We start from the raw sequence: 15,668 nt of genomic DNA on the forward strand, positions 1-15,668 counted from the left end.
TTTATCGCCTAGAATTATAGTTCCGGTAACTCCTTTCTTGTATGTAATCTTTGCCTAATTAAGACAATCTAATAGCATTTCACATGTTACTAAATCCATCTACTAGAAATAGTGCTTAGTTACAATAAATGAGTTCTGAACACCTTGTTTAATATTAGTAACAGCATCTCTCTATTCTATACCATTAAGTCTTTCTCTGAAAACTCCAGTGATAGAAGATACTGTACTTTCAACAGACTATATTGCCAATTCAATAGCCTATACTGCCTATGCTTTTAATGTGTCGTCATATCCATTAAAGATTGTATTCATAGGGGCATTTCCATTATCATTTCTTCCCTCCTAAGTAGTATCAATCCATTCAATTCCAGACTTTTTATAAGCAAGCCATTTCTGAATTCTTTCAGGCCATTCTACCCCTAAGTTAGTTGGAATTAAGGACATATCCATAATAGTTCCAGCTACTCCACTGTTAGCTATAAGTCTATCTCTGTAATAGTTAAGTAGGTCATACCTATCCTATAAAGACATGCACCTTAATATAAGAGAATATGGCTATTGTGCTCTATTTAAGAAATATACACCATTTAAAGATATTCTACATAAATTGGGATTATCCTAAGAACGAACAACATTCTTATCTAATCCTCTTAGTACATAAATATTATCTCCGATTCTAATTGTAGTATACCTTTGCATGACAAAGTTCTCATCAGTTTCAAGCCATTCAACCTCATACACGGGAATTAACTAAGTTCTATATCCATTATAATCTGCAGAAGGATAACCTGGTTCTATTTCCTCATCGTAGTCCGGATAAGCATCTACTACTTCCTAATAAGCTCTTGCATACTAAGAACTGGAACCATCCCATGTCTCTTTAACAGTTTTAATATCAGACTTAGATAATTCTTTACCATATATAGCTAATATCTAGTCTTTAGTTAGCCATTCTCTAACTACAGAACGATATGAATCTCTTACATATGGAGATTCTGGATTTCGGTCAAAGAATGTATTTCTAGGATCACATACTTTTATTTTAATGTTAGTGCCATTAAAAGATTCATATGTCTTAAAGAATGTATATCCAGAAATAAGTAAATCTGTCAGTAGCTATCTCAGCTTAGTTATAATATCAGTATCTCTAGACTGCATAATATATTCTATAATATTCTATGCAGCTATTTCATACTAAGATATAAAAGACTAATCAATATCTTCTATTATCTAATCTATCTATTTCTTTACCTAAGTATCAGTAGTATCTTTACCATTAATAATTCCAAGTAAGAAGTTAGATAGATGTTCTTTTAAATATCTAATAATTTCATTACTTATCTTCAACTATTTTTCTCTGGATATATTAGATATAGTTGTGGCATCCTTGCATGATACTTTTGGAAGAATAGGAGTTCCGAGGTATTCTCCAACTAAGGCATCAACATGCTTCTTTAACAGTGGTGTGAATTCTACAGATGTTGGACTACCTATACCAAAATTCTCTTCTAAGTATCTAAACTACTCAGCATCCCTTATACCATTATAATAGTTATAAGCTTTCTATAATTCATCTTTATCTACTACAAGATCCGTAATAGTCTCGTCCGTTTTGTCTATCAGCTCTTGCTTGTTCATATTTAAACGCTTTATAATGTTTAACCCGTTGTAATTTCCTGCTTCTCATCTCCTCTTTAAAATATTTGAGAAAATCTTCTCCTTCCAAATCGGATATGATAACTACAGGACATTCTGTTCTTCCAAGATAAATAGATACTTTATATCCAGGATTTAATTCTTCTATTTTAAAATCCCCATACTCTTGGATCGCTGCTGTCAACTCTGTAAGGGTCATCTGGTTCTTCATTTGTAATTATTCCAATTTCTGGTGTTTTGGGTATAACTCCAAAATGTTTATACCCTCTAGAATCTCTATAATATCCAATATCTTGGAATTGCTCTACTTCTTTAACTACGGTAGTTGGTGTTCTACCTGTTAATTCCTAGTCTGCTAAGAATACCATACCAAGTGCTGCTATAATATCAAACTTAGTTTTATTAGCATCATTATATGTTCTAAGCTGTTCTAGTATTTCTTCAAACCAAATAGTATGACAGTATTCCTCCACAAATTCTGCAGTTAAGTCAGTATGCATATCTATTATTTTAGCAGTTGCTGGAGTTCCATAAGATTTAGTACTACCATTTTTAATATCAGATAATGTAGCTCTTGGTCTTCTCATAAAGTAATTAAGACATTTGTGGTCTCTAGCCCATGTAACAAAACCAAGTCTAGATGCTTCTATATTAGCCTAACAATTATAGTATTTTAGTAAACACATTGCTGTTTTGTATGCAGTACTAATAATGTTAGGTCTATCTTTATACATTGCTACTATCTAAGGTTCTCCAATTCCATATGCTCTTCTAAGAATTACTATACAGAAATCAGATGGGTCTCTAGTTTCTTTAGAAGTCTAGCTCTAACCAATATCAATTCCGTCTATCCCAGCAACATATAAGTCTTTCATTTCTTTATATTCTGGCAACTCTAAATCTGGATTTTCATCCTTTAACCTTTGAACATCCTATTTATAAATATCAGACCAAACAGGATGCTCTATTATTTTAACCTTACCTTCAATTGAAGGTATCCATTTAAAACCATTTATTGATTGTAATTCATGTTTACTATTTGAATACTAATAATCAATAAATCCAGTTTGTACTTTTGGTCCTAATTTATGTAATTGTATAGCAGCTAACTATTCTGCTATCTTTATTTTATTAAACTTATTAACTCCTTCAAGACTAAATGCTTCTTCTGCATTCCAACATCTTTCTGCACATTTCTTTACATAATCTTCTGGTACAGCTAATAAGTTGTTTCTTTCTTCCTATAGAAAGACTTTATACCTTTCAATATCACATACACCTCTATTGTCCATAAACTCTGGATTTAGAGCCTATAAGAAATAGGGAATAAAGAAACCACTTTCTATTGTGGTATTGTCCTGTGTCCAGCTATGTCTAAAAGGTAATATTTTATATGCTCTAGGGTTATAATATATCTTCTTTAAACCCTCAAGATTTGGGCCTGTATCACCACCAGTGCCGCCAAAGACCATCTAACCTCTCGGTACTCCCTAAACTTCACATAATTCCTATCCCTGTACAATAGCAGTGGTTAAACCTGGCCATGAGTTATGGCATATTGTAAAGTCTTCAAGTAAAAATAACTAATCTTTATCTAAAGAAAAACCATAGTATTTATCTACCTATACTTTTTCAATCTTAAAGCTATAGGCTAATTTATCTATGCTGCCTTTTCCATGACCTACTCTATCAGTAGTTTGTTTTCTAGGAATTAGTGTTGGTATCTACGAATGACCATATAAAATTCTTAATCTATGCTATAAAATTCCCCCCTTAATAATATGATTGTCTAGTTTACGTTCTTTAGATATTCTAGTACTTAATGTAACTTTCAATCCAAGACTATGACATATAAAAGAAGCACCATCTATTACAGCTTTATGACCTTCATACTAAGTTATTTCTACAGTATGTTTTTCCTAAGAATAAGTACCATCTGAGTCTATTAATCCAGCAAGTACCTACAATCTGGTTTCTTTATCATTAAATTTATAGCAATCTGGAATATGTTTATTGTTTAAAACATTTAGTTGTCTTAATTTATCAGTAAACCAATTAGTGCTTTCTCCTTCTCGTTTCAGTATATGAATATGATAGCATCCTTTACTATTATCACATTCTGTTTTACTTGTTCTACTTCCATTTTCCTGAGCATACTATTCTATCCTTTCAATGACTTCTGAATCCATTGAAGTAAACCTAGCCTTTGATGCATCCCCATCACCCAGCCAATATCCAAAAATATATGGGTCTATAGGAACTTCTTGTTTAGGAAAATCTATGGAAGCTTTAATCAGTTTATACCCATCTCTCTTTCTTGGGGATTCCTGCACCATATTATAAAAATCCTCAGCATGGATTGCAAAATCAGTAAATGTTTTTCTATAGTAGTCATATTTTTTACCATAAATAATATGTTTACTATTTACAATTTGTTCTTCTTTATTATCCATGACGAGCTTATACATCTAGTCCTATCCAGAATGTAATTCTATTACATTACGCTCAGTTCCATCTGGGCCCATTAACTTATCTCCTAGCTATATGTCTTCTACATTTTTAATAGTCCCATCAAACATTAACACTTTAGTACCAGCTATGTGACACCCACTTTCATCAAATATTAGGAGGTCAACACGATCACCTCTTATGTTCGAAGGTTTACTACCATTTATTCCAATTACTTCTGATTTGAAACCTACCTCTTCAAACTATCCCTATATCTTCACCTATTTACCTGATTTCTTTCTTAAGTCCTAGTCTATAATTCTAAGCTTAAACATACCACCATCGGTACTAGTATTTAAGAATGTTATAGCATGATCAAACTTACTAAATGTTGTCTTTAAGAAAGCATCGTTATAACAAGTAATCATAACTCTACTCTATCTTATTACAGAATACATTCTGGCAGATAGGGATGCGTTTATTTCTGAAAATCCGATACTTCTGGCTTTCATTAGTGCACAATGCTTATGCAACACTCTAGCCATCTGTAAATAATGAAAAAACATATAGTGAGAGGAAAAGAATATTGGGAAATCATCATGAGTACCACCTCCAGATTCTTTATTAGTATCAATGGTAGGGAGCTAATAAAAATTAAGGAAAAAATAGTTATCTCCAGTAATAGTATAACCGTTTACTGTCATACCATATTTACATCGTCTATACTATTCTTTCCAAAACTCATTATACCTTTTACTACCAACTAAATAAGGACAATAATGTCCAGTCTTTTTATATATCTCTCTCGTTTCAGTGAACCACTCTGGATTAAAGTCTAATCCATGAGTTTGATCAATAGGTCTATATCCAGTAAGTTCATAAGATAGAAGAGGGTCAAATACTTCAATCTACTAGTCTTTTGGGACGTCCCAATGTGTTATATCATTAGTTCTCTCAGTTCTTATTTGATCAACTAATTCTCTTGCTTCCTGAACTTCTTCCTATTTCTGTTTTTCTTCAACGTCTTTAATTATTACTTCTATTTCTGTAGGTAATTTTTTCTTTCTTGCCATAATTAAAAATCACCTGGGTCATAACCATCCACTGCCCCACCTCTAACAGTAGATTGTTCTGTCAATTCTTTCTTAACCTAATCTTCTAAGGTAATTAACTCTTCATGTACCTTACTTAACATTGCCATTTCCTTCATAACCTTTTCAGCAGAAAATATTGGCTTACCGTTAACATCTCTCTCATTTAAATCAATAATTGTTTCAAAATATTCTATAAACTAGTCTGCTGCTCTCTTAGCTGCCTCAAGTAATTTTATTGATTTATTAGAGTCTTGTAAAGCTCTATACTTCCTACAAGCTTCCCTAAACATTGGATCATTAAACTCAGATTCGGAGAGACCTGAGTCACTAATAGCTTCCTCATGCCTCTCCTATTCTGAATACTAAGAATAAGGACTTTTCCAATCAAGAGCTAAGTATATATAAGATAATTCTCTTGTAACTCTATCTTTTGATTTGGTTTTATCCCTTGTTACTAAATCTTTAAATTCTTTTACTAGAAAAATTTCTGGTTCATTAATTTCCAACTGTTTAGTTAAGCTATTATAACTAAACATGTTCATAATTACTTCTTACATTTCTTAGCTTTAGCACCACACTTTGCCGATTTCATTTTAGTACCACAAGCTGCCATTTTCTTTCCACAAGCCATAATCGTTAATTTTTAAAAGTTAGTTATTTATCTATTTTTATTTAAGAGTAACTATAAAGCTGCTCCTAATTGATTCTTTCTAGGAGGAGGAGACACTGCAGCACCTTCATCCTTCTATCCATATTTACGTTCCCATTTAATTCTATCATCAGCAGTCCAATATGATGGATACTTACCACCTGGCAATACTGGAGTTTTTTCTGGATCTAATTTCTTAGGCTATTGATTAGTATTCTAATTAGTAGTTTGTTTCTTTTCTACTTTGTTTCCTTTCTAACAAGCAGTACAAACTCTACCGCCAATCTTAAATGTTACTAATTGTTCCCCTTCTGGGCATTTACCTTGTAATTTATTAAAGTAACTAAGTTTAGCTCCTAAAGCAGCTTTTCTACCTTTAACATTTACTTGTCCATCTTGAGATACTTCAATAGAACCATCTTGTATTCCAGTAGTAAACTATTGATATAATTGTTTAATCTAGTCCTATCCAAGTTTAGCTAAATCCTATTCTGTTTTAGCTCCTGTAACTTGTACTAAGTAGTTAATAAAAGCTTTCTTTAATATTTCTTGTTGATTCATATTATTTAAATTACCTCCTTGTTGATTTGATGAGATTCTTGTAAATCTATTTCTAAATAATCCTGTCCATCCATGATCCATATATGCTTTTAAAAATTTATCCCATTCACTATTATAATCTTTATGGTTTCTAACTTGCTACTAATTAATATATGGATTATACTCGTTGTTCCCAAGTACTGTCTCACTAAATATTTTATCAAAGGCATTTCTCATAGATCCTAAGGAGTAATATGAATTATCTCCTTTTTCAACTAAGTTATACTATGGAGTATTTACCTAAGTTGAAGGGAGATTCTACTAGGTAGAAGTCTCATAAGTATGTTGTGGTATATAAATAGGTTCTCCATCTATCATAGTGATATTACCGTACTATATTTGTCTTGTTTGACTATTTACAGGATTCTAATTTCCTACATTAACTTTTTTCTATGGAACCCATTTACCTTTATACTATTCCTAAAGAGTTATTAATTGCCTTTTAATTTCAGAATCAAGCTTTGTATCTTGTAAAGCAGTATTAATCGCAGCATTAGTATTAGCTCCATACATATTATCCGCAGTTATATTTCCATAATTGTGTTCTTTTAACCACTACTATGCTGCTTTTACTCCATATTCTCCAGAAAATAACTAAATAGGACCTTTTGATTTATCTAAAGGATTTAAACCAGCATCTTTTAATGCAAAATTTGGAGAATCAAACTAATCCTATTTAATACTTATAGGTGTTTCTGGCTTCTACTATGCTGTCTTTATAATAAACTACGGATTTTTGCTCCACGTATATTTTAAATTATCAATAGTGCGTTGGTTTAATTTGCTTACATCACCATATATCGTAGTTAAATGCTTCTATAATTCAGGATCTAGGCCATAATTATCTGCCTAAACATTTCTATCGTAAGCATTTGCTGAATCCCAAAAATGCTTTAAGTGCTTCTTCCGGAGTTGGCATTATTCTACAAGTTTTAAATCCATAGTGTTAAATACAGCTTCTTGCAATAATCCAGAAGTTGTAAACCATCTACATCTTAATCCCTTTAACTTAGGACTATCTTTAAATAAAGAGTTTTCTTTTCTAATTACTAACATTACAGGAGCTTGCATATTCTATCTAATAGTTACTAAGTCTCCTGGTTTTAAAAAAACTTTCTCATTTTCCATTTTTTCTTTCTGTTAATTTTTCATTAACTACTGCTAATAGTCTAGTTTCACTTACTACTACAAATCCAAGTTTATAGAAGGGAACCATACATTCAGAAGCTACTGTATAGAATACTACATCACCAGGTCTTACAAATTCACACTTATGACCTGTTTCAATAACTGTTCCTACTTTAATAAATTGTTGTTCCTCTTCTGTTTCTCCTGTTTCATTAGATTTATATGTAGGAGCATAACCTCCCAAATCAGTAATAATTCCAGATTTTGAAATCTCGATCTTCTGAAATGGATTATTATCAAAAGGCTTGATTAGAACATAGCCAAATAAGGGTGCAATCTCAAGTCCATTTAAGTCTTTAGATAAATCCTCTGCATATTGCTCTAATGCTTTATTATGTTTGTCAAACTTATCATTTAATGCATCAACTGCATCATTAAATTTAGCTTGTTTCTCTCTTTGTAATAACTTATCAGCGGATTCTCCGTTAATAAGAAAGTGTTCACCAGTACCTTCCATACCAGTAGTCATTAATGCTAATTTCTCATTACTATTCAATTCTGCTCTTTCCATACTCATTTTACCATTTACATAAATCACAATGTTCATCTAATAACTTTGCCTTATTTTCTAAGATACAGCCGCATATTCCGCAAGTATCTCCTACATAAGGCACATTTACTCTATCTTGACATTTACTACATATATTCAATCTTATAGTATATAAGTCTTTATTTATAGGTTTGTAAATAAAGCTCTTAATTATTTTAATAGGATGCTTAATAAATCCTAGAATCCATTTCTTTACCATTTCTTAGCAGGACAATGTTTACTACTTACTGGAATCTTTTTAGATAATAAACAACCACACCCTTTTATATATCCAGGTTTAGGATAAGTACTAATATCATTAGTATTTGGATTAAGATACAGATTATGATTGCAAATCCAATTTGATATGTCACATATTGGGCATTTCTTACATATTTGAGTTCTTTCTTCAGTACTCAATTCTCTTTCTCTTGTTCCTACCATCATCAAGTACTTGTTGTTTCTTATAATACCATAACATTCTCTCTACTTCATCTTTTAAATATGGAAGATGATAAACTGTCATATTGTCGCTATGATCAAAATGAACTAATACTAAATCCTCTATTGTGAATTCTGGATTAAGTTTTTGTACCATCCATGCGTAAGTGCTGAGCTGTAGAGTATAATGCCAATAATTTGTATCATCTAAATTATTAATTGGATATTTCATTTTAGCCGATGACTTAGTTTTAGCATTATAGAAGCTCTTCATTTCAATTTTCTTGTTAGTTTTCCAGTCGCAGATAATTATAGAGTTACCTTTTTTAACTAGAAGGTCTATCTGACCAGCAATTCTTAATTTTCCATCCTCCGATACTCTAGAAATTAGATATTCGGGATATACTCCATTATCTAAATCTAGAGCTGTCTTATCTTTTACACACTCAAACTTTCCACCAATCTGATATTTAGATAAGTCTATATTCTTCTTTTTCTTATAAAAAGAATTTTCTAACTCTGCATGTATTTTAGAACCTCTTTCACAAGATAGCCTATTTTCAGCTTGCCATGCATCTAAAATTGCTTGCTGTTCTCTATTGAAGTCATTCTCAGAAATGTTATGTAATTCTAGAATACTTTTATCAAATACCTTAGTATTCAAAAGTGACTTCTTCTCAATTGCCCAGTCCTCTTTAGATAAAAGTTTCTCAAGTGCCTTATATGCGCTCCAGAAAGATTTGTCAAATGGCTGTGTGAATTTATCTATTAGTGTAGTGACTGAAATGAAAGCTTTGTCAGGTTGAGTAATGTCCCAATATTTGTGACTTGACTCCTCAAAGACTATGTTTCCATTTTGCTTTAGGTTTTTGTTTTCATCCATATAACATAAATCATTAAATCATTAAACATATTTATCTAACATATTTTGTACTTTTCAAGTATATTAATATTCTTTGTAAGATACAAATTAGTAGATTATAATGTATATTAAAAATATAAAATATGCAAATTTTAGGGATAAAAGAATATGGAATTAAGAAATACTAGACAGGGACTTAGAAAGGTGGCATTTAGCCCCAATCTGAGGAAGAGAAGTACAACTAGTATTTAGAATAGATGGAGAAACAATATCCTGGAACATATATAGACTAGACTCCGATTTGGGATTCTATTAATCCTTCTAAAGAAATTAAAAGTTATGGAGAATTTCTCAATGAGTTAAAAACTTCTAATCCAGAAGAATATAATAGATTAATGAAAGCATAGTCTGAAACAAGTGAAATATCTAAACCTTGGATTGATGCAGAAGGAAAGGTTAGAAGAAGTACTAATGTTGGAGCTGGCTTTGTTTCTGGAAATGACCCAATTATGCAAATGTATGTAGAAGGAGTAGCACTTAATCCAGTATTTAAAGCTATAGGAACTGCTGGATTATATGGGCTTGGTAAACTGGGAAATAACTGGGTTAGAGCTAAACTTATTAGTAATACTATGAATTAGAATCTTAGAGTTCCATAGGTTGTTATTCCAGGAAGAAACTAGCAAGCATCAATAGGAAATCCAGTTTAGGTAAAAAATGGAACTGAGTATTATATGCCAGATTAGCTTCTAGAAGAGGTTAAGAGAGGTAAAGAAGCTGCTGCTAAATTTTTTGAACACCCAGTTGTATAGTAGTCTTATAAACATAACTAGGAGCTTGCTGAAAAGTTAGGAATAACTATACCAAACAGGCCAGAAAATATTGGAAGTATCATAAGACAGCCTGTTAAGATTAGATGGTCTGGAGCACCCAGTAATAGTTATGCTACTGTGTCCTAGACTCATTTAGGTGATCCAAATGCTGTTATATCATATTAGTGGATGCCATTTGACCGTAAATCTTTCGGAATAACTACAATACATGAAAATCTGCATAGGGGTTTTTACAGTGCCCCATTAAAATTTCCAAATATATCTAAAGAGTATTATGATAATATATATAAACCTTAGTATAGTTTTTATAATTGGAAAACTAAGAAACTATTAAAACCAGAATATTATGATAGTTATCTTACTGATATATCAGGAGGAGAAGCTGGACCTAATTTTATTGATTTAGGAAGAGATTTAGGTTTAAAATTAGGATAGAAATATCCAGGATATGAAGCTGCGAATAATATATTATAGAATTATACTGGATTTAAATCCTGGATGATACCATAGTTAAATACATCAAAAGCAGGTATGAGGCATGTATGGGATGCAATGACTGGAAAATATTTTACTATTCCAGCAGGAGGAGTGTTAATTAACCATACAATATAGAGCAATAGTGAAAAAGCTAAATAGTACTAGGATGGAGGTAGTGTTAAGAAAGTACTTACTGGAATGATTCCTATCTATGGCACTTATCAAGATGCTAAAGAATTTATTAACAATCCCACTTTAGAAAATTTCGGATGGGCTGTAGCAAGTGGGCTTGGTGATGTATTCTTTTTTACAGGCCTTGGTGCTGGGATTAAAGGGTTAAAAGTTGCTAATGCTGCTAGAAAGGCAAAATCTATTTTAAAAGCTAAAAGAGCAGATAGGTTATTAGATGCTAGAAGAAACTACGAAAAAGCTAAACTAGGGTTTATTGAGGGAAATTCAACACGTAGAGAAGTGAAACGCTCACTGCAATCTTTAGGTGCTTCTTATGATAATTTTAGAAATATGGAAAGAAAGTATAATTTAGCTACTAGAGCATATAATTAGGAAATGAGAGCTCTTGGAGTTAAAGGAGCAAAAGAAATAGGAAAAGATGGAGTAATACAAACTACTTAGTATATAACTGAATGATAGGAATTGAACAAATTGGATTCTATAAGAAAGGTTCTGGAATCCATATTAAGAAAAAGAATAGAGGAAAATTTACAGCTTCTGCTAAAAGAGCAGGTAAGTCTGTATAGCAGCATGCGAGAGATGTATTAGCAAATCCTAATGCTACTCCTTTGCAAAAGAAGAGAGCTAACTTTGCTAGAAATGCTGCTCATTGGTCTAAAAAATAGAATGGAGGACCAATTTATAATGGAGGTACACTTCCAGAAGTAACTAAAACGGCTAGTAAATTATCTTTATTAGATAAATTAAAAATGAAAATTATGACATCTGCTAGAAATACAAGTAGGGATGTTGGTAAAAGTTTTTTATTAGATAGAGATAAATAGAGATAGGTATTAGAAGGAATGGGATTTAGTTTTACTGGATATGATGATTATGGTGTAGTTAAAAAAGCTGTAGGTAATAAAAAATACCCAGTATTTTAGCAATCTCCAGATGTTATTTCTAGAGATAGTATAATCCCATTAGGTAATATAGATGTAACTTATGATTATGAAAATGGGACTGATTTAGGAATAGGATGGTATGGAACAAAAGAAACAGCATTAACTAATGCTGGAGCTTATAGAACAGCTATATATAAAGATCCTAAGACTAATAAATTATATCAGAAAGGATGGGATTTAAATGATTATGGTGGCCAGGGTGGAACCACTAATGATTATCTAGGTAAGATTGCTGATTATTTAGGAAATCCATTTGTTGTAAATACAGGAATATAGGAAATTTTGCCAGAATATTATGATACTGTATTGCAAAAGTTACATATTACTAAGTAGAATAAGAAGAAAGATGGAGGTATTTTAATTAATGTATTTGGAATATGATTATAAAAGCACAATAGGGGTTAAAAACAGACATACTTAGTCTAGAATAGTTAATATAGGACTACATTAAATCTAATCCTAATATTCCAGAAGAAATTATAAGAAGGTAGATATATGAAGGGAAGAGTACTCCAGAATTTTAGCAGGTAGGAAAAGCCCCTGTGAATCCCTAGTTATATGGACTACTTTAGATTTATCCATTTAATTCTGCATATAATAAAAGATTAGAAGAAATAAATAAATATCCAAAGATTCCTTATATTAAAGATAAAGAGATAAGACTTACAAAAGGAAGATTTAATACAGGAAAAATAAGCACTAATGTTTTAGATTCTATTTATGATAGTGCTAATAGAGTTGGTATTCCTTTTGAAGAAGCCTTGGGACTAGCTGGTAGAGAGTCAACTTTAGGGATAGGTAGAGGATTTAAAGAAGGATAGGATATTAGTCCTACTGAATTAATGAGTAATTGGTAGTAGGTGTAGTCTATTATTATGTCTAATAATGAAATAGATAGAAGCAATTCAATCATGTATAATTATAGTGATTAGATACCTGTTTCAGCAGATGATATAAAATTTATGAAAGGATTTGCAGAAAAAGATAAAAAGTAGGCTTCATTAACAAGACCTATTAAAGAAAATCCTCTTGATAATGCTTTAAAATATTATATGACTGGATAGTATAATCCTAATGATACTACACACACTCAGAGGGTACAAGAAGATGGAGCTTTATTAATGACTGAACCTGCTATCTAGAAATGGTTAAAAACTAAAAACTCTAAAGGGGGAAAAATATAGGTTGGTATTAAAATGTTTGGCATTTGATGAATTATAATAAAGCTACTTTATTTGCAGCTACTGGTTCTATATTAGGATTGCCAGATTGGGAAGGTGATTTTAAATGGGACTAGTAGTTGCATAAATTTTATTTTTAGAATAATGATTATTATTTATATAATTTAGATTAGTTAAAAGATAGAACTGATTGGTATGAAAAAAGGCGGCTTAGCTAAATGCTAGGTCGCCTTTAATTTTATGTTATTGCCCTATCTATAGTCCACGATTTATCTGTTGCTATGTACTACTGATTATAATTCTTATTCGTTGTTGTATTCCACGATTTATCATTTGAAATAATCCATGGGAAAGTTTCTTCAGATTTTATCACTTCCAAAATCTTTATCATAGTTTCCACATCAAATTCTGGAAATGTTTCATGTAATTTCTTTACTATATTTATGTATTCCATAGTTAAACATTATTGTAAATATGATGGAGTAGAATAAATTTCTCAATGTCTTATACTTATTTCATTTAATTTATCCAGCCAGTCTAGAACTCTTTGGTCATCTAATAATTCTGCGTTCTCCATCTGTTTATATAATTCTTCTATATATTGTATAGATTGTTCTAACTTTTCTTCTAAGCAATTATCTAATAACATACCATTCTTCTTTATTAATTCCAGGAATATTATCTAAATTAGGATAGATACTTACTATTACTGACCCTTTTCCATCTGAAAAGTAATATTTCTTAACCTCTTCTGATTCTTCTTCTATTGCCTTATATTTATCTTTCCAATATAAGTATCTATCTTCTAATTCTTCCTTAGAACATTCTTCTAAGATTTTCATTTCTGGGTTATTAATTATCTTATTGTATTTTCTTTTTAAGTTAGATACTTTAATAACATCAGTTCCATTTAATACTATAGCACATTGTTCCATAATATATTATTTTAGTTGCCCTACCAGGACTCGAACCCAGACTAAATGATTTAGAGTCATCTTTGCTAACCATTACAACCATAGGGCAATCTAATTACTTCTGCAATTCCTTTATTTTATCTTCTAATTCTTTTATTTTCTTATCTTTCTCTTCTAATAGCTTAGCAGCTTTTTCTCGGTCTTGATAAAGACCTTGTAGTATCTGATTAACATTAGCTAACAAGGCCCTTATCTGGACTATTTGTTCAAACATATTTTTCTAAATGTTTAATTTTATTTCTGGCAATAGTTCTAAGAGTAGATTTAAATAATACTATTGCAGTTCTGATTTTTTCTAAATCTTCTGACTTTAAATACTAATCTATTAATACTACTTTTTCATTTCCAAGAACTTCACATACTTCTGTGAATAAATCATCATCGAGTTCTGCAAGGAAATTATTAAATTCATCTAATTCTCTATTAGGCATATTGTATGCTACTTGAATACTAAGTCCATTATCTGTAGATTTTGCATTTACAGAGAGACCATTTTCAGAATAGTTATATTCCTAATTGTTGTTAATTGCTTCAACTAACTTCTTTAGCTAATCACTGTTTAATAATTGTTCAATCATAATTTTGTTTATTAAGTTACATACAACTATATTCTAAGGTTGACAAGTTCCAAAGATAAAAAATGTTAAATAATATAAGTATCAGAACACTTTATTTTTTCTTTTAATTTCTCATTTTCCGCAATTAATATGGCAAGTTTTCTTTTTATTTCAGCAATATCTTCTGTGTTTTTATCTATACGTTCATCTTGTTCTTTAAATTTCCATATAAATAATTGATCTAATTCTCTTAATTGAAACTTCTTGATCAACTCAGCGGCTCCTTCTAAGTATCCTTTTCTTTCTAAAGAATGATTACATCTTGAAATTGTAGATTCAGTCATATTAATTAATTTAGAAAGTTCACTATTTTTATATGAAATTTTACCTTCTTCATTATCTTTAAACATATACTGTTGAGCTGCTACTATATAGGATTTTTCTGTAAATGTCAAGTCTGGCTTGTCTAGAAATTCCCAAGAAAATGGTTCAAATTGTTTCTTATTATTAAACTTATAAATAATTTTCTTTCCATCTCTTCTTGTATTCAAGTAGCCCTCATTAACTAGATTATCTACAGATTTCTTAATAGTTTTTGCCGCAGCTCCAATATCTTTTGTAATAGTTGCATAACTTGGAAAACTTTCCATTGTTTCTCTATTCATATATCTTCTAATTGCCAAATAAATTAATTTATCCTGAGGAGTTAAACCATTTATAGGCTCAGAATTTCCATTATGTGGGTAAATTACATATTGTTCATTTTTCTTTTCCATATTCTTAATTTTATCTTTGTATAATTATAGTATTATTTTTGTAAATGCCAAAATAGTTTATGTTAAAAAATCTTAATTGCAGAGATACCAAGATGATTGCAGAGGTGCCAAAATCAATTGCAGAAATGCCAAGATGATTGCAGAAATACCAACTAACTATACTTAATACTATACTTATAGAACTATACTTAATTGCGAATTTCAGGTATCTGATTTTAGCCCCCTCCCTACATTAGTTGGAAAATTAGTTGATAATCTTGCTAATTA

The 15,668-nt window shown here is 30.8% G+C and carries 18 protein-coding genes; 3 read left to right on the forward strand and 15 right to left on the reverse strand.

Features of this window, described 5'->3' with window-relative positions; translation table 11 throughout:
* Positions 1-1,387: 1,387 nt before the first annotated feature.
* Complete coding sequence (locus tag ACI3VO_RS10025) at positions 1,388-1,549, forward strand: hypothetical protein (protein WP_439757789.1); 162 nt, start codon at positions 1,388-1,390, stop codon at positions 1,547-1,549.
* Between the two features lie 27 nt (positions 1,550-1,576).
* On the opposite strand, the gene ACI3VO_RS10030 is transcribed toward ACI3VO_RS10025, so the two are convergent.
* The 10 genes from ACI3VO_RS10030 to ACI3VO_RS10075 form a co-directional block, all read right to left on the reverse strand.
* A complete protein-coding gene (locus ACI3VO_RS10030) occupies positions 1,577-1,855 on the reverse strand; it encodes a hypothetical protein (protein ID WP_439757790.1) in 279 nt (92 codons plus the stop codon).
* Positions 1,856-2,003: 148 nt separating this feature from the next.
* Positions 2,004-2,243, reverse strand: coding sequence for a hypothetical protein (locus tag ACI3VO_RS10035; RefSeq protein ID WP_439757791.1), 240 nt, complete (start codon positions 2,241-2,243; stop codon positions 2,004-2,006).
* 1,569 nt (positions 2,244-3,812) lie between these two features.
* A complete protein-coding gene (locus ACI3VO_RS10040) occupies positions 3,813-4,109 on the reverse strand; it encodes a hypothetical protein (RefSeq protein ID WP_439757792.1) in 297 nt (98 codons plus the stop codon).
* Between the two features lie 1,451 nt (positions 4,110-5,560).
* Positions 5,561-5,740 (reverse strand): hypothetical protein, encoded by a 180-nt coding sequence (locus tag ACI3VO_RS10045; protein WP_439757793.1) that lies wholly within the window; start codon positions 5,738-5,740, stop codon positions 5,561-5,563.
* 593 nt (positions 5,741-6,333) lie between these two features.
* Positions 6,334-6,489 carry a hypothetical protein gene (locus ACI3VO_RS10050; protein ID WP_439757794.1) on the reverse strand — a complete coding sequence of 52 codons (156 nt, stop codon included), beginning with the start codon at positions 6,487-6,489 and terminating at the stop codon, positions 6,334-6,336.
* Positions 6,490-7,365: 876 nt separating this feature from the next.
* A complete protein-coding gene (locus ACI3VO_RS10055; RefSeq protein WP_439757795.1) occupies positions 7,366-7,518 on the reverse strand; it encodes a hypothetical protein in 153 nt (50 codons plus the stop codon).
* Between the two features lie 46 nt (positions 7,519-7,564).
* Positions 7,565-8,182, reverse strand: a complete 618-nt coding sequence (locus tag ACI3VO_RS10060; RefSeq protein ID WP_439757796.1) for a hypothetical protein — start codon at positions 8,180-8,182, stop codon at positions 7,565-7,567.
* Positions 8,154-8,384 (reverse strand): hypothetical protein, encoded by a 231-nt coding sequence (locus ACI3VO_RS10065; protein WP_439757797.1) that lies wholly within the window; start codon positions 8,382-8,384, stop codon positions 8,154-8,156. The genes ACI3VO_RS10060 and ACI3VO_RS10065 overlap by 29 nt, the downstream gene beginning before the upstream one ends.
* Positions 8,378-8,584 (reverse strand): hypothetical protein, encoded by a 207-nt coding sequence (locus ACI3VO_RS10070; protein ID WP_439757798.1) that lies wholly within the window; start codon positions 8,582-8,584, stop codon positions 8,378-8,380. The genes ACI3VO_RS10065 and ACI3VO_RS10070 overlap by 7 nt, the downstream gene beginning before the upstream one ends.
* Positions 8,574-9,488, reverse strand: a complete 915-nt coding sequence (locus ACI3VO_RS10075; protein ID WP_439757799.1) for a PD-(D/E)XK nuclease family protein — start codon at positions 9,486-9,488, stop codon at positions 8,574-8,576. Before ACI3VO_RS10075 ends, ACI3VO_RS10070 begins: the two co-directional genes overlap by 11 nt.
* 488 nt (positions 9,489-9,976) lie before the next feature.
* On the opposite strand from ACI3VO_RS10075, the gene ACI3VO_RS10080 reads away from it, so the two are divergent.
* Positions 9,977-10,108: a hypothetical protein gene (locus ACI3VO_RS10080; protein WP_439757800.1), complete on the forward strand. Its 132-nt coding sequence runs from the start codon at positions 9,977-9,979 to the stop codon at positions 10,106-10,108.
* Between the two features lie 867 nt (positions 10,109-10,975).
* Complete coding sequence (locus tag ACI3VO_RS10085) at positions 10,976-11,341, forward strand: hypothetical protein (protein WP_439757801.1); 366 nt, start codon at positions 10,976-10,978, stop codon at positions 11,339-11,341.
* 1,290 nt (positions 11,342-12,631) lie between these two features.
* Here ACI3VO_RS10085 and ACI3VO_RS10090 read toward each other — a convergent pair.
* The 5 genes from ACI3VO_RS10090 to ACI3VO_RS10110 all read right to left on the reverse strand — a co-directional run bounded on the left by ACI3VO_RS10090 (position 12,632) and on the right by ACI3VO_RS10110 (position 15,401).
* Entirely contained in the window at positions 12,632-12,826 is a 195-nt protein-coding gene (locus ACI3VO_RS10090) for a hypothetical protein (protein ID WP_439757802.1), read from the reverse strand.
* A 764-nt stretch (positions 12,827-13,590) separates the two neighbouring features.
* Positions 13,591-13,743: a hypothetical protein gene (locus ACI3VO_RS10095; protein ID WP_439757803.1), complete on the reverse strand. Its 153-nt coding sequence runs from the start codon at positions 13,741-13,743 to the stop codon at positions 13,591-13,593.
* Positions 13,730-14,029, reverse strand: coding sequence for a hypothetical protein (locus ACI3VO_RS10100; protein ID WP_439757804.1), 300 nt, complete (start codon positions 14,027-14,029; stop codon positions 13,730-13,732). The genes ACI3VO_RS10095 and ACI3VO_RS10100 overlap by 14 nt, the downstream gene beginning before the upstream one ends.
* A gap of 94 nt (positions 14,030-14,123) precedes the next feature.
* A complete protein-coding gene (locus ACI3VO_RS10105; RefSeq protein ID WP_439757805.1) occupies positions 14,124-14,282 on the reverse strand; it encodes a hypothetical protein in 159 nt (52 codons plus the stop codon).
* Positions 14,283-14,711: 429 nt separating this feature from the next.
* Positions 14,712-15,401 (reverse strand): helix-turn-helix domain-containing protein, encoded by a 690-nt coding sequence (locus tag ACI3VO_RS10110; protein ID WP_439757806.1) that lies wholly within the window; start codon positions 15,399-15,401, stop codon positions 14,712-14,714.
* Between the last annotated feature and the right edge of the window lie 267 nt (positions 15,402-15,668).

It is taken from the genome of Intestinibacter sp. (assembly GCF_051866655.1).
GTDB lineage: Bacteria > Bacillota > Clostridia > Peptostreptococcales > Peptostreptococcaceae > Intestinibacter.

Bases quoted from the DNA above. Each gene is read 5' to 3' on its own strand.
- ACI3VO_RS10030 (WP_439757790.1), bottom strand. From the start codon at position 1,855: ATGACCCTTACAGAGTTGACAGCAGCGATCCAAGAGTATGGGGATTTT.
- ACI3VO_RS10035 (WP_439757791.1), bottom strand. From the start codon at position 2,243: ATGAGAAGACCAAGAGCTACATTATCTGATATTAAAAATGGTAGTACT.
- ACI3VO_RS10040 (WP_439757792.1), bottom strand. From the start codon at position 4,109: ATGGATAATAAAGAAGAACAAATTGTAAATAGTAAACATATTATTTAT.
- ACI3VO_RS10045 (WP_439757793.1), bottom strand. From the start codon at position 5,740: ATGAACATGTTTAGTTATAATAGCTTAACTAAACAGTTGGAAATTAAT.
- ACI3VO_RS10050 (WP_439757794.1), bottom strand. From the start codon at position 6,489: ATGGATCATGGATGGACAGGATTATTTAGAAATAGATTTACAAGAATC.
- ACI3VO_RS10055 (WP_439757795.1), bottom strand. From the start codon at position 7,518: ATGCAAGCTCCTGTAATGTTAGTAATTAGAAAAGAAAACTCTTTATTT.
- ACI3VO_RS10060 (WP_439757796.1), bottom strand. From the start codon at position 8,182: ATGAACATTGTGATTTATGTAAATGGTAAAATGAGTATGGAAAGAGCA.
- ACI3VO_RS10065 (WP_439757797.1), bottom strand. From the start codon at position 8,384: ATGGTAAAGAAATGGATTCTAGGATTTATTAAGCATCCTATTAAAATA.
- ACI3VO_RS10075 (WP_439757799.1), bottom strand. From the start codon at position 9,488: ATGGATGAAAACAAAAACCTAAAGCAAAATGGAAACATAGTCTTTGAG.
- ACI3VO_RS10080 (WP_439757800.1), top strand. From the start codon at position 9,977: ATGCAAATGTATGTAGAAGGAGTAGCACTTAATCCAGTATTTAAAGCT.
- ACI3VO_RS10085 (WP_439757801.1), top strand. From the start codon at position 10,976: ATGATTCCTATCTATGGCACTTATCAAGATGCTAAAGAATTTATTAAC.
- ACI3VO_RS10090 (WP_439757802.1), bottom strand. From the start codon at position 12,826: ATGATTGAATTGCTTCTATCTATTTCATTATTAGACATAATAATAGAC.
- ACI3VO_RS10095 (WP_439757803.1), bottom strand. From the start codon at position 13,743: ATGTTATTAGATAATTGCTTAGAAGAAAAGTTAGAACAATCTATACAA.
- ACI3VO_RS10100 (WP_439757804.1), bottom strand. From the start codon at position 14,029: ATGGAACAATGTGCTATAGTATTAAATGGAACTGATGTTATTAAAGTA.
- ACI3VO_RS10105 (WP_439757805.1), bottom strand. From the start codon at position 14,282: ATGTTTGAACAAATAGTCCAGATAAGGGCCTTGTTAGCTAATGTTAAT.
- ACI3VO_RS10110 (WP_439757806.1), bottom strand. From the start codon at position 15,401: ATGGAAAAGAAAAATGAACAATATGTAATTTACCCACATAATGGAAAT.